This window comes from Stenotrophomonas sp. TWI169 (assembly GCF_039674705.1).
Lineage (GTDB): Bacteria > Pseudomonadota > Gammaproteobacteria > Xanthomonadales > Xanthomonadaceae > Stenotrophomonas > Stenotrophomonas maltophilia_P.
The window spans coordinates 75,873-100,322 of record NZ_JBDJOB010000014.1 but is presented as its reverse complement, the minus strand read 5'-3'; the positions used below and the strand labels follow the sequence as shown (position 1 = coordinate 100,322).

The window sequence follows — 24,450 nt, the reverse complement described above, 5'->3', positions numbered from 1 at the left end:
CCCCGGCTCAGGCGGTTACGGTTTGATGGCGAGGGTCACCTGGCCCAGTTCGGTGGCGCCCTGCGCCTTGCCGTTCTGTGCGGCGGTGGCCGGCCAGGTGAAGGGGATCTTCAGCAGTTCGCGGCCACCGACTTCGCGCACCGCTTCCACCACCAGGGTGTAGTTGCCCGGGGCCAGCTGCTTCAGCGCCGGCTGCTTGTCGTTGAACGACAGCGCGTGCTTGCCGGCCGGGCGGGTTGGGCCGGTCACGCCGTCCACCGGCACCTGCAGGGTGCGGCCGCTCTTGCGCCACCACTGGCGCAGGTCGGGCAGCCACTTGGTGCCATGGCCTTCGTTGTTGCTGGTCTGCTGGTACCAGACCGACAGGTTGGCCGCGACTTTCTGGTCGGCGCCTTCCAGCCACACCGCTACGTAGGGACGGTGATACTCGGCGACATTGAGCTTGGGCACCTCGACGTTGATGTCGAGCGTGGCGGCATAGGCCGGCGAGGTGGCCAGCAGGCCGCTGAGGGCGATGGTCAGGGTGACGCGCATGGGGCGGCTCCGGTGAAGGGGATTCGATGGTTCAGTGGATCAGCAGCAGGGCGATCAACAGCGGGATCATCAGGCCGAGGCCGACCAGCGGCCAGGTCATGCGCCGCTGCCGTGCATGCAGGTGCAGCAGGAACAGGCCGGTGATGCAGAACACCAGGCAGGCCACGGCGAACAGGTCCAGGAACCAGCCCCACGCCGGGCCCGCGTTGCGGCCCTTGTGCAGGTCGTTGAGGTAGGACACCACGCCGCGGGAGGTTGATTCGTATTCCACCGCGCCGGTTTCGCGATCGATGCTGAGCCAGGCGTCGCCGCCGGGGCGTGGCAACGACACGTAGATCTCCTCGGCCGACCACTCGGCCGGGCGACCGCCGATGGCGATGCCCAGCTGCGTATCCAGCCATTGCCGGGCCGGGCGCGGAATCGGCGCGTTTCCGTCTTCGCGCGTGCCGAGCTGGCCGCGCAGATCGGCCGGCAGTTGCAGCTGCTGGTTCTGCACCTGGGGCTTGGCTTCGATCTTCGCTGCGTGGTTGAGGGTCAGGCCGGTCACCGCGAACAGCAGCATGCCGATCAGGCACACCGCCGAGCTGATCCAGTGCCACTGGTGCAGCGTCCGCAGCCAGAAGCCGCGGCTCTGTTGCTGTTGCACGTTGGAGGGAACGGAACGGCTCACGACGGGGATTCAGGGCGGATGCGGACTGCGCATTACATCATTGATGAGAATAGCTCGCAATTGCGTGTCGTTCTGTATCCCGGTGCCGGCCACGGCCGGCACCGGTCAGGGTCGCCTCAGAACTTCGCGTTGAGCGAGATCCAGTAGCTGCGGCGCTGGTCCTTGGTTGCGTAATCGTCCACGCAGCTGAACTCGCTCTGGCTGATCAGCAGGCACGACTGCGAGACGAAGTCCTTGTCGAGCAGGTTGTTGACGCGTGCGTTGACGGTCAGCCATGCGTTGGCCTTCCAGCTGCCGCCGAGGTGGAAGATCGTGTAGTCCTCGTAGACGCGGTCGTGGCTGTTGCCGGCCGCATCGAGGATCGTATCGCGGTAGCGGTCGTAGCGGCCTTCGCCGATCAGCGACAGACTGACCGCGTCGCTGACCTGCCAGTTGAGGCTGGCGTTGGCCATGTGCCTGGCCGGCATGGTGCCACTGATCGGCAGTCCCTTCTGCGGGCCACTGGTCTGTTCGCTGCGGGTCCAGGTGTAGTTGCCTCGCAGCTGCAGGGTTTCCAGCAGATCGACGTGCGCGGCCAGTTCGGCGCCACGGGTTTCGGCCTTGTCGATGTTCACGCTCTGGGTGAAGGTGCTGTAGCCCAGCGAGGCCCAGCCCGGCCCGATGTCCACGCAGTAGCCGTTGCCGGCCGGAGCCACTTCGCAGTTCGGGAAGGTGCCGCCGCTGGCGATCTTGTCTTCGAACCGGTTGAAGAAGCCGGTGACGTTGAAGCCCCAGCGCTGGCCTTCGTAATAGGCAGCCAGCTCGTAGTTGGTGCTGGTCTCCGGCTTGAGGTTCGGCGAACCGACCAGCGGCAGCACGCCCTGCCCACCGAAGCCGGTGATGCCCGGGAACAGCTGATCCGGGCGCGGTGTCTTGTAGCCGGTGCTGACACCGCCCTTGAAGGTCCATGCGTCGCTCGCATTCCACACCAGGTAGCCGCGCGGGCTGACATGGCTGCCGAACACGTTGTGGTCGTCGTAGCGCAGGCCGAAGGTTGCCGTGAGGGTATCGGTCAGTGCCCAGTTGTCCTCCGCGAACAGAGCCCACATGCGGTGCTTCTGCCGGGTGTTGCTGCGGTAGCCGGCGCCATCCATGCCGAACACGCCGTCGACCATATCGGTGTCGTTGTACTGTCCGCCAACGGTCAGTTTGTGCGCGCCGAAATCGAGGTCGAGCATCGTGTCGAGCACGTAACCCTCAAGCTCCATCGTGCGCAGCGGACGTGGCAGGAACGCCTGCAGGCGCGCCATCTCGCTCGGGTCGAGGGCAGACAGCGCATTGCCACGACCGGCCGCGCAGTTGTTGGCGGCGCCGGTGCGGCGGCAGACGTCATTCCACAGCGTCTGCAGGTTGGCGCGCTCGTCCAGGGTCAGTGGCAGCGAACGGCCGAGGTTGCTGCTCTTGCTGTGGGTCAGCGAGGTCTGCCAGGTGCCGAAGCTGTAGCGGCCCTGATGGGTCAGCGATACCTGGTCACGCTCATAGCGCTGGTAGGCGGTGTAGCCCACGCGCGGCTGCACCACGCGGCGGGTGATGGTGCCGCCGCCATCCGGATCGGGGATGACCGCATTGCCGACGCGCCACAGGCTGGCCAGGCTGTCGAGCGTGCCGGTCTGGCCCGCGCTATTGTCGTACTTCTGCCGCGACACGTCGTAGTCCAGCCACAGTTCGTGGTCGTCATTGACGTGGACGTTCAGGCGCACGCCCGTGTTCCAGTTGGTGTTGGCCACCGACTTGCCGCCACCTCCGAAGCCGATGCTGCGTTCCCACAGGGTGCCATCGGGCAACGGCAGCGCATCCCATTCCGGATTGGACGCCTTCGCATCGTAGTAGCTGCCGCGCACGGACAGGCCCAGGCGGTCCTTCAGCAGCGGACCACTCAGGTACACGTCGGTGCTGCGGGCATCGCCGAACTGGTCGTCCTGCTGCACGGTGAAGCCCTGGGTCAGCGCGCCGTGCCAGCTGTCCTGGTTGCGGCGGGTGATGATGTTGATGACACCGCCCATCGCATCCGAGCCGTACAGCGTGGACATCGGGCCGCGCACCACTTCGATGCGCTCGATCGCATCCAGCGGCGGCAGGTAGGAGAACTGTCCGCCACCGAAGTTGTTGGGATACAGCTGGCCGACGTTGCTCTGGCGGCGGCCGTCGATCAGTACCAGGGTGTATTCCGAGGGCAGGCCACGCATGGAGACGGTGGCGCGGCCATTCTTGTCGGTGGCTTCCAGGCCGACGTCGATGCCTTCCACATCGCGCAGCGCATCGACCAGGCTGGTGTAGGGGCGCTTGCTCAGTTCCTCGCGGCTGACCACGCTGATGCTGGCCGGGGCATCGGTGATTTTCTGTTCGAAGCCGGAGGCGGTGACGACCACCTTGTCCAGGGTCTGCGGGGCGCCTGCGATCTCTGCATGGGCGAAAGCAGGGGCCGCCATCGCCGCCAGCACGGCGCTGGTCAGCAGGGGGCGGGACAGGGACGAACGGACACGATGGCGCTGGGCCATGGCAGATACCTCGAAGGATGTAAGGCAGCGCGATGCCGGGTGCGGAGCGCGCACGGCAGGCAGGGAAAGCCCGGTCAGGGGCGGCAGGGAAGAAGCAGTCAGCGGCGTGTGGACGCGACCGCGCAGGCGGTCACGTCGGGCCGTGGATCAGGCGAGCGGCGGCGCCTGGCCGCGTTGCTGGCGACGCCCGGGCGCGTCGGCCCAGGGCGTGTCCGGAGCGGCCAGCGGCCAGTCCGGGCGCACACCGGGCATGGCCGGCGTGGCGGGTACGAGTTCAAGTTCGGTACGCAGCCACTGGCTGGCCAGCAGCAGCGGCGGCGCCTTCTCGGCCGCTTTTACCGGGGCGGAGGCACAGCGGCGCAGCTTGGCCGGGGCTTCTTCCTGCAACGGGCCTTCGCCGCCACGTTCTTCCAGCGGCATCTGCAAGGTCATCGCTGTGGCCGGGTGCGGCAGCAGCGGCAGGGTGCCCAGCAGCAACGCCAGCATCGCCACCCATGCCAGCAGGCTGGCCAGCGCGGGACGCTGGCCGCGCATGGCGGTGCCCATCTTGCGATGGATGAGTGGGCGAGGGCGGAGCGGGCGCAGCAAGCGGGGGTCCCCAGATAGTTTGCCGGCAGCGGCCAGCATCAACGGGGCGTGATTGTAATGAGAGCTGTTAGCGGATGCAAATGAGAATGATTGCTAAAATGTAAGGCGCGGCCTGGAGTGGCTCAGACCTCGCTCCAGCGTCGCAGCAGGTTGTGATACACGCCGGTCAGCTGCAGCACCGCATCAGCGTCGCCTCCCGTCTGTCGCAGGCGCTCGATGGACGTGTCCATTTCCCACAGCAGGCGACGCTGTACATCGTCGCGGATCATGCTCTGCACCCAGAAGAACGACGCCACGCGCGCGCCCCGGGTAACAGGATTGACCTGGTGCAGACTGCTGGAGGGATAGACGATCAGGTCGCCGGCCGGCAGCTTCACCTCGTGCTCGCCGTAGGTGTCGCTGATGATCAGCTCGCCGCCGTCGTACTCGTCCGGCGCCGACAGGAACAGGGTGCAGGAGATGTCCGAGCGCAGCTGCTCGCCGTTGCCCAGGTTCATCACTGCGCCATCGACGTGGAAGCCGTAGGTGCCGCCGCCGCGGTAGCGGTTGAAGCGTGGGGGGAGGATCTTCAACGGCAGTGCCGCAGCGAAGAACAGCGGGCTGCGCCGCAGTGCGGCGAGCACGCCGGCACCCAGCTCGGCTTTCACCGGTGACGCGTCCGGCAGCTGTTCGTTGTGCTTCACCTGCGCACCCTGGGCACCCACGGTCTCGCGGCCATCGGTCCAGTCCGCGGTGTCCAGTTGCTTGCGGACCTGTGCCACTTCATCAGCGGTGAGCACGTTGGGAATGTGCAGCAGCATGGTGTCGTCTCGTCGTTGCGCGTGGGAGCCGGGCTCCCCCGCGCCAGGACATCAGAAGCGGATGTCCGCGCTGAGCAGGAAGGTGCGCGGGGCACCCGGGGTGTAACGGTAGCCGCTCTTGTTGATGCTGGCCACGTAGGCCTTGTCGAACAGGTTGTAGCCGTTCAAGCGCAGCGAGATGTTCTCGTTGACCGCCCACGACACCACGGCGTCGTACACCACGTAGGACTTGGTGAATGACGGCGTGCCGACAGCACCGTCGGTGCCACGATGCATGCCGGCGGCGTAGCGCACGCCACCCCCGACGGTGATGCCGTGGGCCAGCGTGTAGCTGGTCCAGCCGGTGAACGTATCGTCCGGCGTGTACGTCAGGTTGGTGGTGCCGTCGGCGGCGACCTTGGCGCCTTCCTTCACTTCGGTGTCGAGGTGGCTGAAACCGGCAGACACCGACCAGTTGTCGGTCAGGCGGCCCACGGCGGACAGCTCCACGCCCTTCACGCGCTTGCTGCCGGTCTGGGTCGGGTTGCCGGCCTCGTCGAGCACGGTGGTATTGATCTCGTTGTCGACGTCGGTCTGGAACAACGCCAGGTTGACGGCCAGTGCATCCTCCAGGAATGCCCACTTGCTGCCGACCTCGAAGGTCTTGGCCTTCTGCGGGTCCAGCTTGGGGTTGTCGGCGCTGCTGGCCGAGCTGCTCAGCTGGAAGTTGGCACCGCCCGGGGGCTGCTGCGAGATCGCGTAGTTGGCATACACGCTGACCGTGTCGCCCACCTTGTACAGCGCGCCCAGCTTCCAGTTCAACAGAGTGTCGGAGGCCTCCAGCGTGGGGTTGCGCAGCACGGTGCCGGCCGGACTGCTGCCGCAGGCGGGACCACTCCGGCCGCCGCAGACCGAGGCGCTGGCGTACTCGGTCTTGTAGTGGTCGGCACGCACGCCGGCAGTCAGCAGGAAGCTGTCGCCGAATGCCAGCGTGTCGAACAGATATGCCGAGGAGGTGGTGGTCTTGCCGTGGGCATCGGCGCCGTTATGTGCCCAGGTCAGCCCGGTCACGTTCCAGTCCGGGTCGTAGAGGTTCGCGGCAGGCCAGCTGGTGCCGCCGGTGGCCGCCTGGCCGTAGCTGTCCAGTTCTTCGCGGGTGAACTCCAGGCCTGCGCTCAGGGCATGGCCGATGGCGCCGGTGCTGAAGTCGGCCCGCAGGTTCAACTGGTCGGTCAGAATGGTGTTGCGCTGGTCCTTGAAGGTCGGCAGGCTGCGCGCGATCGTGTAGGTCGAACGATCGGCGGAGTTGGTGTAGCCGATGTTGCCGGTCGGACGACCATTGGCGCCGAGCGCGCCGGTACCCATGAAGGCGGTGAGCAGGTAGTCCTGCTCGGTGCGGCCCCAACGCGCGGTGTTGGTCAGGCGCACGCTGTCGTTGAAATCATGTTCGAAGCGGAACGTGGCCATCTTCGCGGTCACGTCGTCGTGGTCGGCACGGGTGCCGTAGAAGTTCTCCGGATCCACCGGATGCCCGGCCAGCGCTTCGAGCGTCGGCTGCGGCGTCCAGCCCGGCAGCCCCAGGGTCGGCACGCCGCCGTCGGGGACGTTGTCCTGCTTCACGTACAGCAGGTTGAGGTAGTAGCGGGTCGCCGTGCCCAGGCCGAACGCCAGCGACGGGGCCAGGCCCCAGCGCTTGTTCTGCACGTGATCGCGTCCGGGCTGGTCGCTGTCCTGCCACATCGCGTTGACGCGCAGCGCACTGGTCGCACCCAGCGACTGGTTCCAGTCACCGGTCGTCCGGCGTTGGTGGTCACTGCCCAGCGAAACGCTGGCCGACGTGGCGTCCTGCAGGGTCGCCTGCTTGCTCACCAGGTTGATGGCACCGGTCGGCGCCGAGCGACCATTGTCGGTCCCTGCCGGCCCCTTGGTCACTTCCACCTGTTCGATGTTGAACACGTCGCGCGAGATCGAGCCGAGGTCGCGCACGCCATCGACGAACAGGCTGTTGGAGGTGTCGAAGCCGCGCATGAACAGCGCATCGCCGGTGGTGGTGTTGCCGTTCTCGCCGGCATAGAAGGTGCCCACGCCCGGGCTGTTGCGCAGCGCTTCGGTCAGGGTGGTGGCGCCCTGCTGGTTGAACAGGTCGCTGGTGATGACCTGGATGGTCTGCGGGGTGTCCTGCAGCCGCTGGGTGAACTTCGGCGAGGCGACCTTGTCGGCCTTGTAGCCATGTGTGGCGTGCACGTCGATCTTGTCCAGCGTGCGGGCATTGTCGGTCGCTTCGGCGTGGGCCAGCGCGGGCAGCGTGGCCAGGCCGAGGCCGGCGGCCAGGCTGGCGGTCGCCAACGGCAGGTTGCGGAGTGGGGAGGCGTGCTTGCGGCTCTTGATCGGGTTCATGGGTCTGGGTGGGTAGCGGGACAGGAACGATCCGCCGGTGCCGGATGACGGCGCGGCAGGCAGGATCGGAAGCGGACTCGAAGCGGGATCGGAGGTGGAGGTCCGGCAAGCGCCGGACGCCCGGGCGCGGCCGGGGAGAGCGTCAGCTCAGCAGGGACGGAGGCGCCTGGCCGGGGGGATGCTGGTAGCGCGACGGCAGCGCAGGGGCCGGGTAGGGTGACGGCGCGGTTGCCGGCACCGGTGGCGGCACTGGAAGCGGGCCACACAACCGCCGCAGCAGCGGGGACTTGATGCTCCGACTGTCATCGGGCTCGGCTTCCACCCGCGGCATGGCCTGCTCGCGGGAAGGCGTGCCAAAAGGCGCTGCGGGCAGGCTGTCCTGCGCCTGCAGCGCCGGCGTGGTGACCAGCGAGTTGCGCGACCCTTCATGCAGCGCCGACCATCCCAGCAGCAGTGCCAGCAGCAGTGCCAGCAGCAGCGCAGCCAACAGCGGCCCGCCCGTGCGGGCAAGCTGGCAGAGCGTAGCGATGGGCGCGGGCGAGGCCATGGCGCGGCGATGGGCATTACGAAGATGTTACGTAGAGTAACAGCAACGATAATGATTCGCATCTTCGGTGTTGCGGGAGGTCTGTACCTGGCCACTCGCGGCCCTGTGGGCGCCTGCAGGGCCTTCCCGGGCGGGGCGGATGGGCCGGTCAGTCCCGGTCGTCGCGGGTCCAGATGGCGTCGTGCTCGCGCTTGACCGGGAACTTGGGGACCGGGCTGTACGCGGGGGCACACAGGGCACGGCCATCACGCACGTCGAAGCGGGCACCGTGCAGCACGCACTCGACGCTGCCTTCGGTGGTGTTGAACTCCCCGGAGGACAACTCGAATTCCTCGTGCGTGCACTGGTCTTCCAGGGCATACAGCTCGCCGTCGAGGTTGAACACCACGATCGGCGTACCGGTAACCTCGTCGAACACGCTCTTCATTTCACCCGGCAGCAGGTCGCTGCCGGCGCAGACGAAGGTCCACGCGTCGCTCATGCGGTGGCTCCCGCCAGCGGCTTTTCCAGGATCTCGAAGCGCAGATCGTCGCGCTTGGGAATGCCGAAGCGCTCGTCGCCGTAGGGGAACGGCTTCTTGATGCCGGTGCGGCGGTAGCCACGGCGCTCGTAGAAGGCGATCAGTTCGTCGCGCACGTCGATCACGGTCATCTGCATCACCGGCACGCCCCATTCGCGCGCGGCGTGGGCTTCGGCCGCATCCATCAGCTGCTTGCCGACGCCGCCCCCCTGCTGGGCCGGATCGACCGAGAACATGCCGAAGTAGCCTTTGCCGTCGACATCGGCGACGTGGGCGCAGGCCACGAGGCGGCCCTCGCGCTCCGCCAGCAGGATGGTCGAGCGGGGACGGTCGAGGTCGGTCTGGATGCCTTCGGCATCGATGCGGGCGCCGTCCAGCAGGTCGGCTTCGGTGGTCCAGCCGACCCGGCTGGCGTCACCCCGGTAGGCGGAGGTCACCAGCGAGATCAGGGCAGGGATATCGGCCGACGTGGCGGCGCGGAAGGTCAGGGTGCTCATGGCGCCATTCTAGGTGGGGCGTGGGTCAGGCCGCACGCCCTTCTGCATTGGCGATGCGCGCCGGGGATTCGACCGCCGATGGAAGCACTGTCGTGAACGGAGCCTTGACGCCGCCTTCATTCCATGTTCATAAATAAAGAGTGGCACGGCCAGCGTTGCGACTGTCGCGTACGTGCACGCATTCAAGGAACGGACGATCCAAGGAGGATCCCATGCGGTCTCGTGCCACGCTCCGCCCGCGCCAGTCTGGCCCGGCCGGCCTTTCGACGCTTCTTCTGCTGCTGGCCGCGATCGGGCTTCCTTCAGTGGGCTTGGCGCAGATCGTCCCGACCTGGCGGCAGGAGTACGACAAGCGCCTGAAGTACGGTGATCTCGTCGAGCCGCTGAAGGGCGAGATCTTCGGCGAGCAGGTCAATCTCTATGACGGCTCGATCAGCTTCAAGGCTACCGATATCTCGCTGCCGGGCAACAGCGGACTCCCGGTCGCGCTTAGTCGCAGCCGATCAGCCAGCGACGGCAGCAGTGAAAGTCCTCTTGGCGACTGGGATCTGGATGTTCCGTCGCTGTCAGGTGTCTATGGCGATCTCCCCGAGACTGCAGCTCAAGGGCACTGGATGCCGGCCGCGCGCTGTACCACCGTCGGTGCCCCGCCAACGCTGGAGGTCTGGAACCGCCGGAACACTCAGAAGGTCAACTTCAATCCACACACTTATTGGGATGGCGTGCGGCTTTCGCTGCCCGGAGGTGGGGGCGAACCACTGCTGGGCGGCAATGGCGATGCGCGGCAACCCCGGCCGCAGCTGGGACAGCCCGCGCCATGGAATACAAAAGGCGGTTGGGTATTCACCTGCTTGGCCGCATTGAAAAGCGGACAGGCCGGCGAAGGATTCCTGGGACATGCACCGGATGGGACCAAATACTATTTTGACTGGATGGTGGCTCGCCCCAACAGCTCCGCGACCCTGCAGCCGTTCGGACCGGAAAGCAACGCCCAGTTGGGGCGCAAGCGAGTTCACCTGTATCCATCGCAGATTGTTGATCGTTTCGGAAACTGGGTGCGCTATGAATGGTCCGGTACCCGACTCCAGCGCATCACCGCAAGCGATGGCCGCGAAATCAGCCTTGCGTACCAATCGAACGGGTTGATCGCCTCTGCAACTGCCGCCGGGCGCACCTGGACTTACGGCTATACGGATGCCGACATCCTGCGGACGGTGACGCTGCCCGATGGAACCCAGTGGACCTACAGCCTGCCGCCGCTATCGGTTACGCACAAGTACGCCGAGTACACCGGGCAGAACATCTGGGACTACATGGAATACCCGGCGACCTGTTCGCGTGTGAACAAGATCGTGCCCAGCGAAATCACCATGACCGTCCAGCATCCATCGGGTGCACTGGGAACGTTCCAGTTCCGCCCATTCCGCCATGGGCGCAAGAACGTCACTCTGGACTGCCAGACCTCTGGCGACAATCATCTCATCGCAGAAGGCTGGAACTACACACCGGTCTACCGTGATGCGATGTCGCTGGTGGCCAAGACCATCAGTGGTCCTGGCATTCCCACCGCGCAGTGGACCTATCAGTACACCAATCTCAACGGGGCTTACGCACAGGATCTGGGCGGTCCGGTAATCCCTGCAGGCCAGGCAGAGCCGAAGATCACCACCGAGACGCTGCCGGATGGCGTCGTACGCGTATACGGATTCGGCAAGGAAGTCGCCTATAACGATGGTCTTCTACTGTCGACGACGACGCGATCGGGTAGTTCGGTCGTGCGCGTTGACCGCAACAACTACTATCCGGATGCCCAGCTGGACGCGGCGCCCTTCCCGAAGGAAGCCGGCAAGGACTTCAAGTACGGTGCGAATGACCTCAAGGCGCACTACAACCGCCCTGTCCAGTCCACTGTTGTGGAGCAGGACGGTGTGCAGTTCAGCCGGACCGTGCAGACCTTTGATGCATTTGCACGTGAAGTCACCGTCGTTGAAGCAAATTCCGCCGGACAGAGTCGCACCAGCACCACGGCCTACTACGACAATCCCGCGCTATGGGTGAACGGTCAGTCCGCGCGTAGCGTCCTCAATGGCATTGAACAGTCCCGCACCGAGTTCGACACGGCCAAAGCGTTGCCTTTGCGCGCCTACGCATTCGGTCGTCTGGCACAGCAGGTGACCTATGCGGCCGACGGCACCGTGGCGTCGGTATCCGATGGCCGCGGCAATACCAGCCATCTGTCGGGGTGGAAGCGCGGTGTTCCGCAGCAACTGCGGATGCCGGCCACAGCCGAGGCGCCAAATGGCGCGGTGCGCACTGTTGCCGTCGACGACAACGGTTGGATCACCTCGCTGACCGACGAGACCGGCGCAACCACCAGCTTCAGCTACGACAGCATGGGGCGTCTGCGCAGCCAGCAGTTCCCCACCGGCGATACGGTGAACTGGAATGGCGTAACGATGGACCTGCAGCGTCTGGGAAGCGCGCAGTTCGGCGTGCCGGCCGGTGCCTGGAAGCATTCGCGCACGCAGGGCGGCAGGCGTACCGATACCTACCTGGATGCCATGTTCAGGCCGGTGCTTGTGACCGAGAATGCCAACAACGTGCGCGACAGTGCCGTGGTGACCCGCTACGACAGCAGCGGCAGGACGGTGTTCGTCTCCTATCCGACCCGGCAGTTTTCCAGCATCGGCGCGGCATTGGACGGCACCACCACGCAGTACGATGCGCTGGGCCGGCCGGTGCTCGTGAGTCAATCCTCGGAGCTGGGCACACTGGCGACCCGTACCGAGTACGTGGGCAATCTTTCCGTGAAGGCGACCAACCCGCGCGGCCAGTCCACGACCACGCGGCACCTGGCGTATGACCAGCCAACCTATGAGATGCCGCTGACACTGCAGCATCCGGAAGGCGTGGTGACCGAGATCCAGCGTGACGTCCTCGGCAAGCCGCTGGCCATTACCCGACGCAGCGCGGACGGCAGCCAGTCGCTGACCCGCCGCTATGTCTATGACGCCTATCAGCAACTGTGCAAGACGATCGAGCCGGAAACCGGCGCCACCGTGCAGGACTATGATGCGGCAGGCAATGTACTGTGGTCGGCGGCCGGTACCGGGCTGACCAGCACCGCTGGCTGCAACCGGAGCGAAGCGCTGGCCAGTGGTCGCGCGGTGAAGCGCAGCTATGACGCCGCCAATCGCCTATCGATGCTGACTTTCCCGGATGGACGCGGCAGTCAATCATGGTCCTACACGCCCGATGGCCTGCCGGCGGAAATCAGTACCCAGAACGATGCGGCACGACCGGTCGTCATCAACCGATACCAGTACAACCGGCGGCGCCTGCTCACTGGCGAAACGCTGCAGCACCCGGACCTGGGCACGCTGAACCTCGCCTATGGCTACGATGCCAACGGTACCCTGGCCAGCAACACCTATCCCGGGGGGCGGGTCGTCAGCTATGCACCCGATGCCCTGGGCAGAGCGACAACAGTGGGTGGCTATGCGAAGGAAGCCACCTATTTCGCCAATGGTGCGTTGGCACGGTTCGTCTACGGCAACGGGGTCGTGCATACGATGACCCAGAACGCGCGCGGCCTGCCCGACCGCAGCCGTGACGCCACGGCCGCCGCTGCGGTGCTCGACGACAGCTACGACTATGATGCTGGCGGCAATGTCATGGCCATCTCCGACGGCCTGCCGGGGGCGCCGGGGAACCGTGACATGACCTATGACGGCCTGGACCGGCTGCGCACCGTGATGGCACCGGGATTCGGCAATGCTCTGTATGAGTACGACGCGCTGGACAATCTGCGCCGGGCCAAGGTGGGCAGCAGGGATCGCACGCACTACTTTGATCCGACCAACCGGCTGGTGAATGTGGTCGAGACCGGCAGTGGTGCCACGGTGACCGGCCTGGGGTACGACGTGCAGGGCAACCTCTCCATCCGCAATGGCCAGCCGTTCACCTTCGACTTCGGCAACCGCCTGCGCGCGGTCGGCACGGCGGAAAGCTACGAATACGATGCCCACGGCCGACGCGTGAAAGCATCGGCGGAAGGGGCCGGCGCGATCTACTCGTTCTACGACAACGGCGGCGTGCTGCGTTTCCAGCGAAACGAACGCACAGGCAAACAGACCGACTACCTGTGCCTGTCAGGCAGCCTGGTGGCGCAGGTGCATGGTGCGGCGGCGCCGGGCGTGCCCGCGCTGAGTGCGCCCGGCTACGTGACCCAGGGCAGCGTCAGCCTGAGCTGGAGCCAGGCAGGCGGTGCCAACCGCTACGAGCTGCAGCGTTCCCAGGCGGGAACATGGTCCAAGGTGTATGACGGTACCGCACGGACGTTCACGAGCACCGGTCTTGTCACCGGGACCTACCAGTTCCGTGTGCGTGGATGCCGCGAGGTATGCAGCGGGTGGAGCAACACGGCCCCGGTCGTGGTGGAGCTCGCCCCGGCCGTCGTGCCGACGCTGACGGTACCTGCCAAGGCATTCAATGGCAGCTATACCGTCAATTGGTCGGCTTCGGCCGGAGCTGTTCGATTCGAGCTGGATGAAAGCGCCAATGGTGGCGCATGGAGCCAGGTGCATAACGCAGCCGGGCAATCCAAGGCCTTCACCGGCAAAGCGGCGGGCACATACAGCTACCGCATCCGTGCGTGCAATCCGGTGGGGTGCACCGGATATAGCAGCAGCGCCGCAGTCGGCGTGGTGTATCCGCCGGCCGCGGCTCCCGGCCTTTCGGCGCCTTCGCGCTCCGGACCGGGCAGCATCGGCATCGGCTGGAACAGCATCGCCGGCGCTGACCGTTACACCCTGCAGGAAAGTGCCAATGGGGGTGGCTGGGTGACGCTGTTCGATGGCAATGCGACCTCCTACGCCACGCCTGCGCGGGGCGTGGGCAGCTATGGCTTTCGCGTGGCTGCCTGCAATGGTGCAGGCTGCGGTCCCTGGTCGGGAACATCCACCGTGGCTGTGATTGGTGCGCCAACCCTCGAGCCGGTGATCAGTGCACCGGGGCTGGTGAACGTGCCGCAGTACAGCCTGAGCTGGTCGGTGCCTGCCAACAGCGAGAGCTTCATCCTGGAGGAGAGTGCCAACGGCGGAGGCTGGACCGTGGTGCACAACGGGGGCGCGAACAGCTTCGGTGCAAGCCGCGGCAAGGGCAGCTACGCCTACCGAGTGCGTGCCTGCAACTTCGTGGGTTGCAGCCCCTACTCGGGCGTCGTGACCGTGGTCGTGGCACTTCCTCCGGCAACGCCGGGTTTCTACCTGGCTGAATGGCTGACCACGCGCAAGGCGCCCTACCAGGTCCAGTGCTCGGTGGGCTGGAGCCAGGTGGCGGATGCCACCGAGTACCAGCTTGAAAGTGGCGGTGGCGGAAAGCGCCTGTATACCGGACCCAAGGCCTATGTGAGCGCCAACGGCAATGCCTACTGTGCCGGCGACTATCGCGTGCGTGCCTGCAATGCCGGTGGTTGCTCGCCGTGGTCGGCGGACCATCCGGTGACCACTGGCGTATTGAGCTGGGACTGAGCCATGAATGGAATCACTTGTTTACTGATGCGTGCTGTTTTTCTTGTGACGCTGGCGGCCTGGATTGTGCCGGCTGCGGCCCAGGAAACGGTGGAGTACATCCATACCGATGCCCTGGGTTCTCCGGTAGCGATCACCGATGCCAGCGGCAATGTTATCGAGCGCACGGTGTATGAGCCGTATGGGGCCGTGGTCAACCGGCCGCTGAAGGATGGGCCGGGGTATACGGGGCATGTGACAGACTCGGGTACGGGGCTGAGTTACATGGAGCAGCGGTATTACGATCCAGAGGCGAGTGCGTTTCTGTCTGTCGATCCCATCTCTGCTACAGAAGTGGCATTCGGTCGCTACTATTATGCAAACGGTAACCCCTACAGGTTCACCGATCCGGATGGGCGTGCCCCAGATGAAAAGGTTCGCAGCCCACGGGTGGCTACTGTCGGAAGTGCGATCAAGGGGGGAGGAGTGGCTCCCGGCTCACGGATGGGAACCTTGGGAGGGGCTCGGGTGTCCAGTGGTGGTTCGAGTTCACAAAAGGGCGCCGCAAAGAATGCAGAAAGAGGATTGTTCATTCAAGTTGCAGAAATGAGCTATGAAACAGAAGCTGTGGCTGCCTATGGAGCAGGACTTCGTTACACTCGTGATTGGGACAGCAAAAAGGATGCCTTGGGCATAGTTCCGATTGGAGTTGGCGTGAGGGGCGGACTATCCAAGTCTTTAACTGGGCTCCCTGCGGCAGATCTTGTAAAGGTTGGTTTTCGGTGGGGAGGGGTGGATGCCCCAGTCGATATAGTCGGATCTTTCGCTGCTGGTCCCGTATCTGCGGCGTTGAAGTTTGACCCGGGCACGGGCTTGGATTTGACATTCAGTGCAAGCACGAGTCTAGGCTCTTACACGGGTGTTTCAGTGATGTTTGATGACACAATTCTCAATGGGGTAGGTAAATGAAATGGCTTGTTGAGAGTTACCCCGTTTGGGCTTCCATAATTCTAGGTGCCATGTGGATAAACGCATTTGCGGCTCACAGGATGCTGCTGAAAATCGAGCGCGAACGGCCAGAAGTACTTGCTGCAGCCGGAATCATCAAGGTTGACTGGTGGCTTAGGTGCTTGCGTGGTATCGCAGTGCTTGCCCTCACTTCCAAAGGGCAGGCGCTCCATCAGGGTGAGCGGTGGGTGTTGAGGGGCGTCGTGATGATGTACGTCTTCTTGATTGCTTCCGGGGTATCCATGCTCGTTGGCATGTGAAAGGCGAGGTCTCAAGGCCGCTGATGGTGGAATGGTTCGGCATTACGATGAGATTGCCCGTTCCTGGCATCACTCGGCATTTCCCAGTTTCATCTCTACTGGCTTGCTTCCCACGAGCAATAAAAAACGCCGCAGTCCCCTGCGGCGTTCCCGTATTTCCCTGGCTCCGGTGAATCCTCAGCCGAGCAACTTACGTACCTTGGTCAGCGCGGTCATGAATCGCTCGATCTCGGCGTGCGTGTTGTAGAACGCCAGCGAGGCACGGCAGGTGGCTGCGACACCGAAGTACTGCAGCAACGGATGTGCGCAGTGCTGGCCGGAACGCACGGCCACGCCTTCCAGGTCGAGCAGGGTGGCCAGGTCGTGTGCATGCGCGCCGTCGATCAGGAACGAGACCACGGCCGCCTTCTCCGGCGCTTCACCGATGATGCGCAGCCCCTCGACGCGGCGCAGCTCTTCGGTGAAGTGGGCGAGCAGCTCGGCTTCCCGCGCCTCCACGTGCTCCTGGCCGATGTCCTGCAGGTAGTCGGCGGCCACGCCCAGGCCGATGAAGCCGGCGATGTTCGGGGTGCCAGCCTCGAACTTGTGCGGGGCATCGTTGAACACGGTGCCGTCGAAGCTGACTTCCTTGATCATCTCGCCACCGCCGAGGAACGGCGGCATCGCATCCAGATGCTCGCGGCGTGCCCACAGGGCGCCGGTGCCGGTCGGTCCGCACATCTTGTGGCCGGTGATGGCATAGAAGTCGCATCCGATCGCGGCGACGTCGACCTTGCGGTGTGGTGCGGCCTGCGAACCGTCCACCACGGTGATGATGCCGCGCTTGCGCGCCTCACGGCAGATCTCGCGCACCGGGTTGACCGTGCCGAGCACATTGGACACGTGGGTGACCGCCAGCAGCTTGACCTCGGGGGTCATGGCCGCACGCAGCGCATCCAGGTCGAGCGCGCCATCCGGGGTGATCTCGGCCACGCGGAGGGTGGCGCCGGTACGCTGCGCGACCAGCTGCCACGGCACGATGTTGGCGTGGTGCTCCATGCGCGAGACCAGGATCACATCACCGGACTTCAATCGCGGCAGCGCCCACGAGTACGCCACCAGGTTGATGGCGAAGGTGGTGCCGCTGCACAGCACCAGATCGCTGGGGCGCACGTTGAGGAAGCGCGCCAGCTTGTTGCGCGCACCTTCGTAGGCATCGGTGGCTTCGCTGCCCAGGGCATGCACCGCGCGGCTGACGTTGGCGTTGTAGCGGCGATAGAACTCATCCACCGCGCCGATCACCTGCACCGGTTTCTGGCCGGTGTTGGCGTTGTCGAAATAGACCAGCGGCTTGCCATGCACTTCACGCATCAGCAGCGGGAAGTCGAGACGCACGCGATCCCAGTCGGGGGCGCTGGCGCGTTCTTCGATCGGGCGCGGGGTGGAGAGATTCATGCCACACCCGCCTCGGCCAGGGCCTTGTCCAGGCGGCGTGCCAGCTGCTCGCGCAGCGCGTCCGGCAGTACCTTCAGCGGCTCATGGCAGAACGCGGCACTCAGCAGCGCCTGCGCCTGTGCCTGCGGCAGGCCACGCGAGCGCAGGTAGAACAGCGCGTTCGCATCGAGCTGGCCGACGGTCGCACCGTGTGCGGCTTTCACTTCGTCGGCATCGATCACCAGCACCGGCTGGGTGTCGATCTCGGCGTCGGCCGACAGCAGCAGGTTCTTGTTGGACAGGTTCGCGTCGGTGCCGTCGGCGCCTTCGCGGATCTGGATGCCACCATGGAACACCACGCGGCTGCGGTTGGCGGCCACGCCGCGCCACAGCAGCTCGCTACGGGTATCGCGGGCGATGTGGTCGATGCCCAGGCGGGTATCGACGTGGCGGCGGCCATTGCCGAGCAGCACGCCATTGGCGGTCAGCTGCGCGCTGTCGCCCTCCAGCCGTACGTTCAGTTCATGGCGGCTGAGCGCGGCGCCCAGTTCCAGGTCCACGCGGTGATACTGCGCGTCACGGGCCAGCACCGCGTCGGTGCGCAGGATGCTGGTCTGGCGTGCACTGCCGGCCTGCACGCGCGCATGCTTGAGCACGGCATCGCGCGCAACGTGGACGTGCAGCACGGTGTTGTCCAGGTGGGCGGAGTCACCGACGCTGAAGCGGTGTTCGACCACGCCCAGGCTGGCGCCGGCACGCAGTTCGATCAGGTGGCGGTGGTGCCAGGCCAGATCGGTGTCACCGGCGACGCTGGCGAACACCAGCTGCAGCGGTGCCTCGACCTGCACGCCGTCGTCCACGCGCAGCACCGCGCCTTCATCGGCCAGGGCGGCATTCAGGCGGGCGAACACTTCGTCGCTGCGCTCGTAGCGGCGGCCGAGGAAACGCGCGGCATCCTCACCGGCGGCCAGCGCCGAGGACAGCGGTTCCAGCTGCACGCCGGCCGGCAGGCCGTGGGTGTCGCTCAGTGCGTCGCTGAGGCGGCCGTTGACGAACACCAGGCGCGGCGCGGGGATGTCTTCCAGCACGGTCACATCCAGCACCGGCGGCGACAGCGGCGCGGCGGCGAAGGCACGGCGCTCCAGCTGGCGCAGCGAGGTGTACTTCCAGGCTTCGTTGCGGGCGGCCGGCAGGCCATCACGCAGGGCCGCATCCAGCACTTCACGGCGCGCATCGCTGCCGCAGAAGGCCTGGGCCATGGAATCAAGCAGGGCGCTCATCAGACCGCCGCCTCGGGCACGACCCGGTCCTTCAGGAAGTCATAGCCGTGCGCTTCCAGTTCCAGCGCCAGTTCCGGGCCACCGCTCTTGACGATGCGGCCGTCGGCCAGCACGTGCACCACGTCCGGCTTGATGTAGTCCAGCAGGCGCTGGTAGTGGGTGATGACCAGGAACGAACGGTCGGCGGCGCGCAGCGCATTGACGCCGTCGGCCACGCTCTTCAGCGCATCGATGTCCAGGCCCGAATCGGTTTCGTCGAGGATCGCCAGCTTCGGTTCCAGCACGGCCAGCTGGAAGATCTCGTTGCGCTTCTTCTCGCCACCGGAGAAGCCTTCGTTGACGCCACGGTGCAGCAGTTCGTCCTTCAGGTGCAGCACGGCCAGCTTCTGCCGTACCAGCTTGAGGAACTGCATGGAATCGAGTTCGTCCTCGCCGCGTGCCTTGCGCTGCGCGTTCAGTGCCGCGCGCAGGAAGTAGGTATTGTTCACGCCGGGGATTTCCACCGGGTACTGGAACGCCAGGAACAGGCCGGCAGCGGCGCGCGCTTCCGGGTCCTGGTCGAGCAGATCGACCCCGTCGAACCGGACGCTGCCCTCGGTCACTTCATAGCCGTCGCGGCCCGCCAGGACGTTGCCCAGGGTGGACTTGCCGGCGCCGTTCGGGCCCATGATGGCGTGCACCTGGCCGGGCTGGACGTCCAGCGAAAGGCCCTTGAGGATTTCCTTGTCGCCGATGCGGGCGTGGAGGTTTTCGATCTTCAGCATGGTGGGAATTTCCGTGAGGCGGGCCGCAGCCCGCCGATAAAAAGAATGCGTTGCGAGGGCAGGGCTCAGCCCACCGAACCTTCCAGCGAGACTTCCAGCAGCTTCTTGGCCTCCACTGCGAATTCCATCGGCAGTTCGCGGAACACCTGCTTGCAGAAGCCGTCGACGATCATCGACACCGCGTCTTCCTGGCTGATGCCACGGGCGCGGCAGTAGAACAGCTGGTCATCGGAAATCTTGGAGGTGGTGGCCTCGTGCTCGACGGTGGCGCCCGGGTTCTTCACCTCGATGTAGGGGAAGGTGTGGGCGCCGCACTGCTTGCCGATCAGCAGCGAATCGCACTGGGTATAGTTGCGTGCGCCCTCGGCATTGCGGTCGACCTTGACCAGCCCGCGGTAGGTGTTCTGGCCGCGGCCGGCGCTGATGCCCTTGCTGACGATCTTGCTCTTGGTGCGCTTGCCGACGTGGATCATCTTGGTGCCGGTGTCGGCCTGCTGGCGATGGTGGGTCAGCGCGACGGAGTGGAATTCGCCGACCGAGTCATCGCCCAGCAGCACGCAGGACGGATACTTCCAGGTGATCGCCGAGCCGGTCTCGACCTGGGTCCAGGTGACCTTGCTGCGTGCGCCGCGGCACTCGGCGCGCTTGGTGACGAAGTTGTAGATGCCACCGACGCCGTTCTCGTCGCCCGGATACCAGTTCTGCACCGTGGAGTACTTGATCTCCGCATCTTCCAGCGCCACCAGCTCGACCACCGCGGCGTGCAGCTGGTTCTCGTCGCGCATCGGCGCGGTGCAGCCTTCCAGGTAGGACACGTAGGCCTTGTCCTCGCACACGATCAGGGTGCGCTCGAACTGGCCGGTGTGGCCGGCGTTGATGCGGAAGTAGGTGCTCAGCTCCATCGGGCAGCGCACGCCCCTGGGAATGAACACGAAGCTGCCATCGGAGAACACCGCCGAGTTGAGCGCGGCGAAGTAGTTGTCACCGACCGGCACCACGGTGCCCAGGTACTGGCGCACCAGTTCCGGATGTTCCTTGATGGCTTCGGACATCGAACAGAAGATGATGCCCTTCTCGGCCAGTTCCTTGCGGAACGTGGTGCCGACCGAGACCGAGTCGAACACCGCGTCCACCGCCACGCCGGCCAGCTTGGCGCGCTCGTGCAGCGGCACGCCCAGCTTGTCGTAGGTATCGAGCAGTTCCTTGGGCACGTCATCCAGCGAGGCGTACTTCGGGCCCTTCGGTGCCGAGTAATAGCTGAGCGCCTGCAGGTCGATCGGGGCGATCTGCAGCTTGGCCCAGTTCGGCATCGGCATCGTCAGGAAGTGGCGGTAGGCGTCCAGGCGCCACTGCGTCATCCATTCCGGCTCGTCCTTCTTGGCGGACAGCGCACGGATGGTGTCCTCGTCCAGGCCCGGGGGCAGCGAGTCCGATTCGATGTCCGTGACGAAGCCGGCCGAGTACTTGCGGCCGAGCTGCTCATGGATCTCGCGGTTGGGGGTGTCGTCGTGGGCGACGGTTTCGATGGTTTCGGTGGCCATGGGGGGCTGCCTACGGATCAGGAGACGACGTCGACAGCGATGGTGCGGCGCTGTTCGTCATCGACAAGGGGAAGAGGGGGCAGGATCTGCGCCAGGCTGACATCGCGAAGGGCCTCGGAGACCACGTCGTTGATCAGCCGCCAGCTGCTGCGCGCGCCGCACTTGGGCGCCATGCCGCACTGGTGGTGGTCGTGGCTGCACTCGGTCAGGGCCAGCGGCCCTTCCATTGCTTCCACCACTTCGAACAGCGAGACCTCCACGGCGGGCCGGGTCAGCCGATAGCCGCCGCGGACGCCGCGCAGGCCCTCGACCAGGCCGGCCTGTGCCAGCGGCTTGAGGACCTTGCTGACGGTGGGCGGCTCCAGGCCGGTGAATTCGGCCAGCTCGGTGGCGCTGAGCACTTCGCCCGGACGGGCGGCGAGCACGGTCAGCACGACGGTGGCGTAATCGGTGAGTTTGGTGACGCGCAACATGGGGGATGCGAGCGGTTCTTAAAGCGGACTGAAATTGTACGCTTTTCTTCGCCGGCATCCAACCCGGGCATTCAGCCGGCGCTGGGAGACCCTGGCCGGGGCCGTTCACCCGCAGTCACGATCGGGGCGACATGCTGGAGCATCGGGACGATTTTCGCAATTGCCCGGAATGGGCGAGAATCCGGGTTCCTTTCGCTGCAAACAGCCCGTGCCGATGCCGAAGAAGATCCAAGCCCGCAAGTCCGCCATCCATGGCAACGGTGTGTTCGCCGTGGCCCCGATCAAGCAGGGCGAGCGCGTGATCCAGTACAAGGGCCTGCTGCGCAGCCATGGCGACGTCGATGCCGATGACAGCGGTGACGTCGAAAGCGGCCACACCTTCCTGTTCACCCTCAACGACGACTGGGTGATCGATGCCAATTACAAGGGCAACGATGCGCGCTGGATCAACCACAGCTGCGACCCCAACTGCGAGGCGGTGATCGAGGAAGATGCGGACGGCGACAGCCGTGGTGACAAGGTGTTCATCGAAGCGCTGCGCGATATCGCCGCCGGTGAGGAGCTGACCTACAACTACGGCATCGTCCTGGCCGAGCGCCATACGGCCAAGCTGAAGAAGATCTGGGAGTGCCGCTGCGGTTCCCCCAAGTGCACCGGCACCATGCTGCAGCCCAAGCGCTGACCGGCACCGGGTACGGCCGGCCGATCGCCGGCCGCATCGCGGACATGCACCTGCCATCGACACGCGGGTCACTCCGCTTCAATGCACGTTGCCGCACGCTGGGTGCTCATCCTCACCAACGGGAGTGCACTCATGGCCCAGCGCCTCAAAGGCAGACAGATCGCCATCCTGGCCACCCACGGCTTCGAGCAGTCCGAACTGATTGAACCCAAGCGCCTGCTTGAAGCGGAAGGCGCCCGGGTCAGCGTGATATCGCCGGCGAAGGAAGCCACCATCAAAGGCTGGAAAGAGAAGGACTGGGGCGAGGCGGTGGCGGTGGACATCCCCCTGAGCGAAGCCGACGCGGCAGGGTTCGATGCGCTGGTGTTGCCCGGTGGCGTGATCAATCCGGACACGCTTCGCACGGATCAGGCCGCCGTGGACTTCATCCGCGACGTGGCGGCGGCCGGCAAGCCGGTCGCGGCGATCTGCCACGGCCCCTGGCTGTTGATCAACAGTGATCTGGCCAACGGCCGCGAGGTCACCTCGTGGCCGTCACTGCAGCAGGATCTGCTCAACGCCGGTGCGCGCTGGCAGGATGCCGAAGTGGTGGTGGACGGCAATCTGATCACCAGCCGCAAGCCCGACGACATTCCCGCCTTCAGCGAGGCCGTCGTCCGCGCGCTGGCTGCCTGACGATCTGCCGCTGTGTCACACCCGTGCCCGGCCGCTGGAGGCCGGGCATGGTGCTGCAGCTCGGCTCAGTTGCCGAGCAGGCCCGCAGGCACCAGGTTGCCGAGGTTCTGGTTGAAGGTGACGACCAGCTTGCCGTTCTTCACCTGTGCCGATTGCACCTGCAGCGCACCGAGCATGCCGGCCACGGCCGGATCAAGCTTGTAGATCGGTTCACGCTGCGCATAGTCGCTCAGCCAGGCATTGAGCAGCCCGCGGGTACGTGAATCGAGGCGGCCGCCCTGATTGGCCGGGGTGAAATCGTCCACGCTCGGCTGCTGCAGGTGGAAGCCCTGGGTCTGGGCGTCATAACGCAGGCCGCTGCTGAGCTTGACCGTACCGAGCTTGGCCGGACTGCCGCCGGCGGTCGCAAGCGCCACGTCCATGCCCAGGTTCAGGCGTTCGCCTGCGGGAAGGCTCAGTTGCGGATGGCTCATCGTCAGCGCGATCAGGCCGCCAAGTGCATCCTGTGTACGCGGGAAACTGCCGTCCAGGTACTGCTGCACGTCGCTGGCGCCAACCGAGAGTTCGCGGCCGGAAATCGAAGGTGCGGCCTGCGCGCCGATCGCAGCGGCGATCAGGACGGTGGCGGCGGCGAGGCGGGTCATCAGGGGACGCAGGCGCATGGCGGTGACCGGAAAGGGCGGGGTGGCTACAGAGTAGCTTTGCAGGCTGAATCGAGCGTGCATGCCGTTGCAGCGGTTCAGTCCAAAGAGGGCCGCAGCTGCGCCGACTGGATCTGCCAGGCACTGCCGTCGGCGTTGGGCTGCACGCGATACCAGCCACCAAAGCGGAAGGTGCCGTCGGCGGTCACCGCGCGGACCTGCACCGGAACTTCCAGCAGCTGCGGCGGAAGCTTGCCGTCGACGGCGACCGGCGTCTGGCTGCGCAGGCGCAGGGCGCGCACGTTGTCCAGCTGGCGCAGCGCGGCGTCATCCGCCCGCCGCGGATCGGCGGGGGGGAAGGTCCAGGCAGCGTCGCTCGCGGCGTGGTCGCGATTGAGCAGGTCGGTCATGTACCGGCTGAGCATGTCCCCGGGCGGCTCAGCGTCGTCGGCCACTGCTGCCAGCAACGGCTGGACGGAGGGTGGCCGCAGCGATGCAGCCTCATCGCCCACGGCCGTCGGCTGCCGGTGTACATCATCCGGTCTGGTGGCGACCGGGGCGGTGATATCCACTGCGGGGGGCGGCCGGGAACAGCCCAGCACGACCAGCGGCATCAGCAACAGCAGGGTCCTGCGCATGGTGCCTCCTCCCCGAGGCGACCTGGAGGACGGCAGTGTATCGACTACGGGGTCTTCAGCGGGAAGATGGCAGCTGATCCAGCGCATCCAGCGCCGGCAGGACCTGGGCGGCGAGTGCGGCCAGTGCATGACCGTCGGTGTCGGCATGACGCTGCACGATGTCGCGCAGCAACTGGGTGGCGACCACCAGCGTGGCGCGCTCGTCGCCACTGAGTCCTGCGGTGCGCGGTGCCGCTTCGAGCAGTCGCATCAGGTCGCGACTGGCGCGATGTTCCAGTTCGATGGTGCAGCGCCCGGTGCACTGCAACCCGTCCTTTTCGATCGGAGTCACCGAGATCCGGTAGCGGGTGGAGGGGCTGGCCATGAGAGGTGCTCGCCGTTGCTGTGGGGGAATGTGCCCACCATAGGCAAGGCCGCCGCCGGCGGCGACGGCCGGCGCTGCACGCAGTGTTCCACCCGGTTGGACGAAGTGCGGGGGAAGCGTGGCCGCAGCCTT

22 protein-coding genes are annotated in these 24,450 nt (G+C 65.7%); 5 read left to right on the top strand and 17 right to left on the bottom strand.

Annotated elements, in window-relative coordinates:
- Positions 1 to 15: 15 nt before the first annotated feature.
- The 9 genes from ABE543_RS12295 to ABE543_RS12255 all read right to left on the bottom strand — a co-directional run bounded on the left by ABE543_RS12295 (position 16) and on the right by ABE543_RS12255 (position 9,069).
- Positions 16 to 534: a DUF2271 domain-containing protein gene (locus tag ABE543_RS12295; protein WP_065174546.1), complete on the bottom strand. Its 519-nt coding sequence runs from the start codon at positions 532 to 534 to the stop codon at positions 16 to 18.
- Between the two features lie 31 nt (positions 535 to 565).
- A complete protein-coding gene (locus ABE543_RS12290; RefSeq protein WP_053516640.1) occupies positions 566 to 1,204 on the bottom strand; it encodes a PepSY-associated TM helix domain-containing protein in 639 nt (212 codons plus the stop codon).
- A gap of 116 nt (positions 1,205 to 1,320) precedes the next feature.
- Positions 1,321 to 3,741 (bottom strand): TonB-dependent receptor, encoded by a 2,421-nt coding sequence (locus tag ABE543_RS12285; protein WP_346475735.1) that lies wholly within the window; start codon positions 3,739 to 3,741, stop codon positions 1,321 to 1,323.
- A 147-nt stretch (positions 3,742 to 3,888) separates the two neighbouring features.
- Positions 3,889 to 4,287 carry a hypothetical protein gene (locus ABE543_RS12280; RefSeq protein ID WP_053516642.1) on the bottom strand — a complete coding sequence of 133 codons (399 nt, stop codon included), beginning with the start codon at positions 4,285 to 4,287 and terminating at the stop codon, positions 3,889 to 3,891.
- 164 nt (positions 4,288 to 4,451) lie between these two features.
- On the bottom strand, positions 4,452 to 5,129 hold the full coding sequence (locus ABE543_RS12275) for a Fe2+-dependent dioxygenase (RefSeq protein ID WP_065182420.1): 678 nt from the start codon (positions 5,127 to 5,129) through the stop codon (positions 4,452 to 4,454).
- Between the two features lie 51 nt (positions 5,130 to 5,180).
- Positions 5,181 to 7,505, bottom strand: a complete 2,325-nt coding sequence (locus ABE543_RS12270; RefSeq protein WP_346475734.1) for a catecholate siderophore receptor Fiu — start codon at positions 7,503 to 7,505, stop codon at positions 5,181 to 5,183.
- 142 nt (positions 7,506 to 7,647) lie between these two features.
- Entirely contained in the window at positions 7,648 to 8,052 is a 405-nt protein-coding gene (locus ABE543_RS12265; protein WP_346475733.1) for a hypothetical protein, read from the bottom strand.
- A gap of 148 nt (positions 8,053 to 8,200) precedes the next feature.
- Complete coding sequence (locus tag ABE543_RS12260; RefSeq protein WP_053516647.1) at positions 8,201 to 8,533, bottom strand: non-heme iron oxygenase ferredoxin subunit; 333 nt, start codon at positions 8,531 to 8,533, stop codon at positions 8,201 to 8,203.
- Positions 8,530 to 9,069: a GNAT family N-acetyltransferase gene (locus ABE543_RS12255; protein ID WP_346475732.1), complete on the bottom strand. Its 540-nt coding sequence runs from the start codon at positions 9,067 to 9,069 to the stop codon at positions 8,530 to 8,532. Before ABE543_RS12255 ends, ABE543_RS12260 begins: the two co-directional genes overlap by 4 nt.
- Positions 9,070 to 9,281: 212 nt before the next feature.
- On the opposite strand from ABE543_RS12255, the gene ABE543_RS12250 reads away from it, so the two are divergent.
- The 3 genes from ABE543_RS12250 to ABE543_RS12240 all read left to right on the top strand — a co-directional run bounded on the left by ABE543_RS12250 (position 9,282) and on the right by ABE543_RS12240 (position 15,847).
- Positions 9,282 to 14,600, top strand: coding sequence for a wall-associated protein (locus ABE543_RS12250; RefSeq protein ID WP_346475731.1), 5,319 nt, complete (start codon positions 9,282 to 9,284; stop codon positions 14,598 to 14,600).
- A gap of 3 nt (positions 14,601 to 14,603) precedes the next feature.
- The gene (locus tag ABE543_RS12245) at positions 14,604 to 15,548 is read left to right on the top strand and encodes an RHS repeat-associated core domain-containing protein (protein WP_197571842.1); all 945 of its coding nucleotides are present in this window, start codon (positions 14,604 to 14,606) and stop codon (positions 15,546 to 15,548) included.
- An 80-nt stretch (positions 15,549 to 15,628) separates the two neighbouring features.
- On the top strand, positions 15,629 to 15,847 hold the full coding sequence (locus ABE543_RS12240; protein WP_346475730.1) for a hypothetical protein: 219 nt from the start codon (positions 15,629 to 15,631) through the stop codon (positions 15,845 to 15,847).
- 177 nt (positions 15,848 to 16,024) lie between these two features.
- On the opposite strand, the gene ABE543_RS12235 is transcribed toward ABE543_RS12240, so the two are convergent.
- From ABE543_RS12235 to ABE543_RS12215, 5 genes are all read right to left on the bottom strand, one after another.
- The gene (locus ABE543_RS12235; RefSeq protein ID WP_065182415.1) at positions 16,025 to 17,281 is read right to left on the bottom strand and encodes a cysteine desulfurase; all 1,257 of its coding nucleotides are present in this window, start codon (positions 17,279 to 17,281) and stop codon (positions 16,025 to 16,027) included.
- Entirely contained in the window at positions 17,278 to 18,540 is a 1,263-nt protein-coding gene (gene sufD / locus ABE543_RS12230) for a Fe-S cluster assembly protein SufD (RefSeq protein WP_346475729.1), read from the bottom strand. Before sufD ends, ABE543_RS12235 begins: the two co-directional genes overlap by 4 nt.
- Positions 18,540 to 19,304: a Fe-S cluster assembly ATPase SufC gene (gene sufC / locus ABE543_RS12225; protein WP_053516654.1), complete on the bottom strand. Its 765-nt coding sequence runs from the start codon at positions 19,302 to 19,304 to the stop codon at positions 18,540 to 18,542. Before sufC ends, sufD begins: the two co-directional genes overlap by 1 nt.
- 65 nt (positions 19,305 to 19,369) lie before the next feature.
- On the bottom strand, positions 19,370 to 20,845 hold the full coding sequence (gene sufB / locus ABE543_RS12220) for a Fe-S cluster assembly protein SufB (protein WP_065182413.1): 1,476 nt from the start codon (positions 20,843 to 20,845) through the stop codon (positions 19,370 to 19,372).
- 17 nt (positions 20,846 to 20,862) lie between these two features.
- A complete protein-coding gene (locus ABE543_RS12215; protein WP_053516656.1) occupies positions 20,863 to 21,318 on the bottom strand; it encodes an SUF system Fe-S cluster assembly regulator in 456 nt (151 codons plus the stop codon).
- A 214-nt stretch (positions 21,319 to 21,532) separates the two neighbouring features.
- Between ABE543_RS12215 and ABE543_RS12210 the strand changes: the two genes are divergently transcribed.
- Both ABE543_RS12210 and ABE543_RS12205 read left to right on the top strand, forming a co-directional pair.
- Entirely contained in the window at positions 21,533 to 22,000 is a 468-nt protein-coding gene (locus ABE543_RS12210; RefSeq protein WP_053516698.1) for an SET domain-containing protein-lysine N-methyltransferase, read from the top strand.
- A gap of 132 nt (positions 22,001 to 22,132) precedes the next feature.
- On the top strand, positions 22,133 to 22,675 hold the full coding sequence (locus ABE543_RS12205) for a type 1 glutamine amidotransferase domain-containing protein (RefSeq protein ID WP_111186009.1): 543 nt from the start codon (positions 22,133 to 22,135) through the stop codon (positions 22,673 to 22,675).
- A gap of 65 nt (positions 22,676 to 22,740) precedes the next feature.
- Here the strand turns inward: ABE543_RS12205 and ABE543_RS12200 are convergent, their stop codons facing one another.
- From ABE543_RS12200 to ABE543_RS12190, 3 genes are all read right to left on the bottom strand, one after another.
- Entirely contained in the window at positions 22,741 to 23,337 is a 597-nt protein-coding gene (locus tag ABE543_RS12200) for a DUF1439 domain-containing protein (RefSeq protein WP_065174554.1), read from the bottom strand.
- 77 nt (positions 23,338 to 23,414) lie between these two features.
- Entirely contained in the window at positions 23,415 to 23,954 is a 540-nt protein-coding gene (locus ABE543_RS12195; protein ID WP_340044112.1) for a hypothetical protein, read from the bottom strand.
- A 55-nt stretch (positions 23,955 to 24,009) separates the two neighbouring features.
- On the bottom strand, positions 24,010 to 24,318 hold the full coding sequence (locus ABE543_RS12190) for a DUF3861 family protein (protein ID WP_053516660.1): 309 nt from the start codon (positions 24,316 to 24,318) through the stop codon (positions 24,010 to 24,012).
- Positions 24,319 to 24,450: the final 132 nt, after the last annotated feature.

What these genes read in the sequence shown, in the direction of transcription:
- ABE543_RS12240 (WP_346475730.1), top strand. Translation starts at nt 15,629, where the DNA reads ATGCTGCTGAAAATCGAGCGCGAACGGCCAGAAGTACTTGCTGCAGCC.
- ABE543_RS12205 (WP_111186009.1), top strand. Translation starts at nt 22,133, where the DNA reads ATGGCCCAGCGCCTCAAAGGCAGACAGATCGCCATCCTGGCCACCCAC.
- ABE543_RS12215 (WP_053516656.1), bottom strand. Translation starts at nt 21,318, where the DNA reads ATGTTGCGCGTCACCAAACTCACCGATTACGCCACCGTCGTGCTGACC.
- ABE543_RS12285 (WP_346475735.1), bottom strand. Translation starts at nt 3,741, where the DNA reads ATGGCCCAGCGCCATCGTGTCCGTTCGTCCCTGTCCCGCCCCCTGCTG.
- ABE543_RS12235 (WP_065182415.1), bottom strand. Translation starts at nt 17,281, where the DNA reads ATGAATCTCTCCACCCCGCGCCCGATCGAAGAACGCGCCAGCGCCCCC.
- ABE543_RS12250 (WP_346475731.1), top strand. Translation starts at nt 9,282, where the DNA reads ATGCGGTCTCGTGCCACGCTCCGCCCGCGCCAGTCTGGCCCGGCCGGC.
- ABE543_RS12260 (WP_053516647.1), bottom strand. Translation starts at nt 8,533, where the DNA reads ATGAGCGACGCGTGGACCTTCGTCTGCGCCGGCAGCGACCTGCTGCCG.
- ABE543_RS12265 (WP_346475733.1), bottom strand. Translation starts at nt 8,052, where the DNA reads ATGGCCTCGCCCGCGCCCATCGCTACGCTCTGCCAGCTTGCCCGCACG.
- ABE543_RS12190 (WP_053516660.1), bottom strand. Translation starts at nt 24,318, where the DNA reads ATGGCCAGCCCCTCCACCCGCTACCGGATCTCGGTGACTCCGATCGAA.
- sufB (WP_065182413.1), bottom strand. Translation starts at nt 20,845, where the DNA reads ATGGCCACCGAAACCATCGAAACCGTCGCCCACGACGACACCCCCAAC.
- ABE543_RS12210 (WP_053516698.1), top strand. Translation starts at nt 21,533, where the DNA reads ATGCCGAAGAAGATCCAAGCCCGCAAGTCCGCCATCCATGGCAACGGT.
- ABE543_RS12275 (WP_065182420.1), bottom strand. Translation starts at nt 5,129, where the DNA reads ATGCTGCTGCACATTCCCAACGTGCTCACCGCTGATGAAGTGGCACAG.
- ABE543_RS12255 (WP_346475732.1), bottom strand. Translation starts at nt 9,069, where the DNA reads ATGAGCACCCTGACCTTCCGCGCCGCCACGTCGGCCGATATCCCTGCC.
- ABE543_RS12270 (WP_346475734.1), bottom strand. Translation starts at nt 7,505, where the DNA reads ATGAACCCGATCAAGAGCCGCAAGCACGCCTCCCCACTCCGCAACCTG.
- ABE543_RS12295 (WP_065174546.1), bottom strand. Translation starts at nt 534, where the DNA reads ATGCGCGTCACCCTGACCATCGCCCTCAGCGGCCTGCTGGCCACCTCG.
- ABE543_RS12195 (WP_340044112.1), bottom strand. Translation starts at nt 23,954, where the DNA reads ATGCGCAGGACCCTGCTGTTGCTGATGCCGCTGGTCGTGCTGGGCTGT.
- ABE543_RS12280 (WP_053516642.1), bottom strand. Translation starts at nt 4,287, where the DNA reads ATGGGCACCGCCATGCGCGGCCAGCGTCCCGCGCTGGCCAGCCTGCTG.
- ABE543_RS12245 (WP_197571842.1), top strand. Translation starts at nt 14,604, where the DNA reads ATGAATGGAATCACTTGTTTACTGATGCGTGCTGTTTTTCTTGTGACG.
- sufD (WP_346475729.1), bottom strand. Translation starts at nt 18,540, where the DNA reads ATGAGCGCCCTGCTTGATTCCATGGCCCAGGCCTTCTGCGGCAGCGAT.
- sufC (WP_053516654.1), bottom strand. Translation starts at nt 19,304, where the DNA reads ATGCTGAAGATCGAAAACCTCCACGCCCGCATCGGCGACAAGGAAATC.
- ABE543_RS12200 (WP_065174554.1), bottom strand. Translation starts at nt 23,337, where the DNA reads ATGCGCCTGCGTCCCCTGATGACCCGCCTCGCCGCCGCCACCGTCCTG.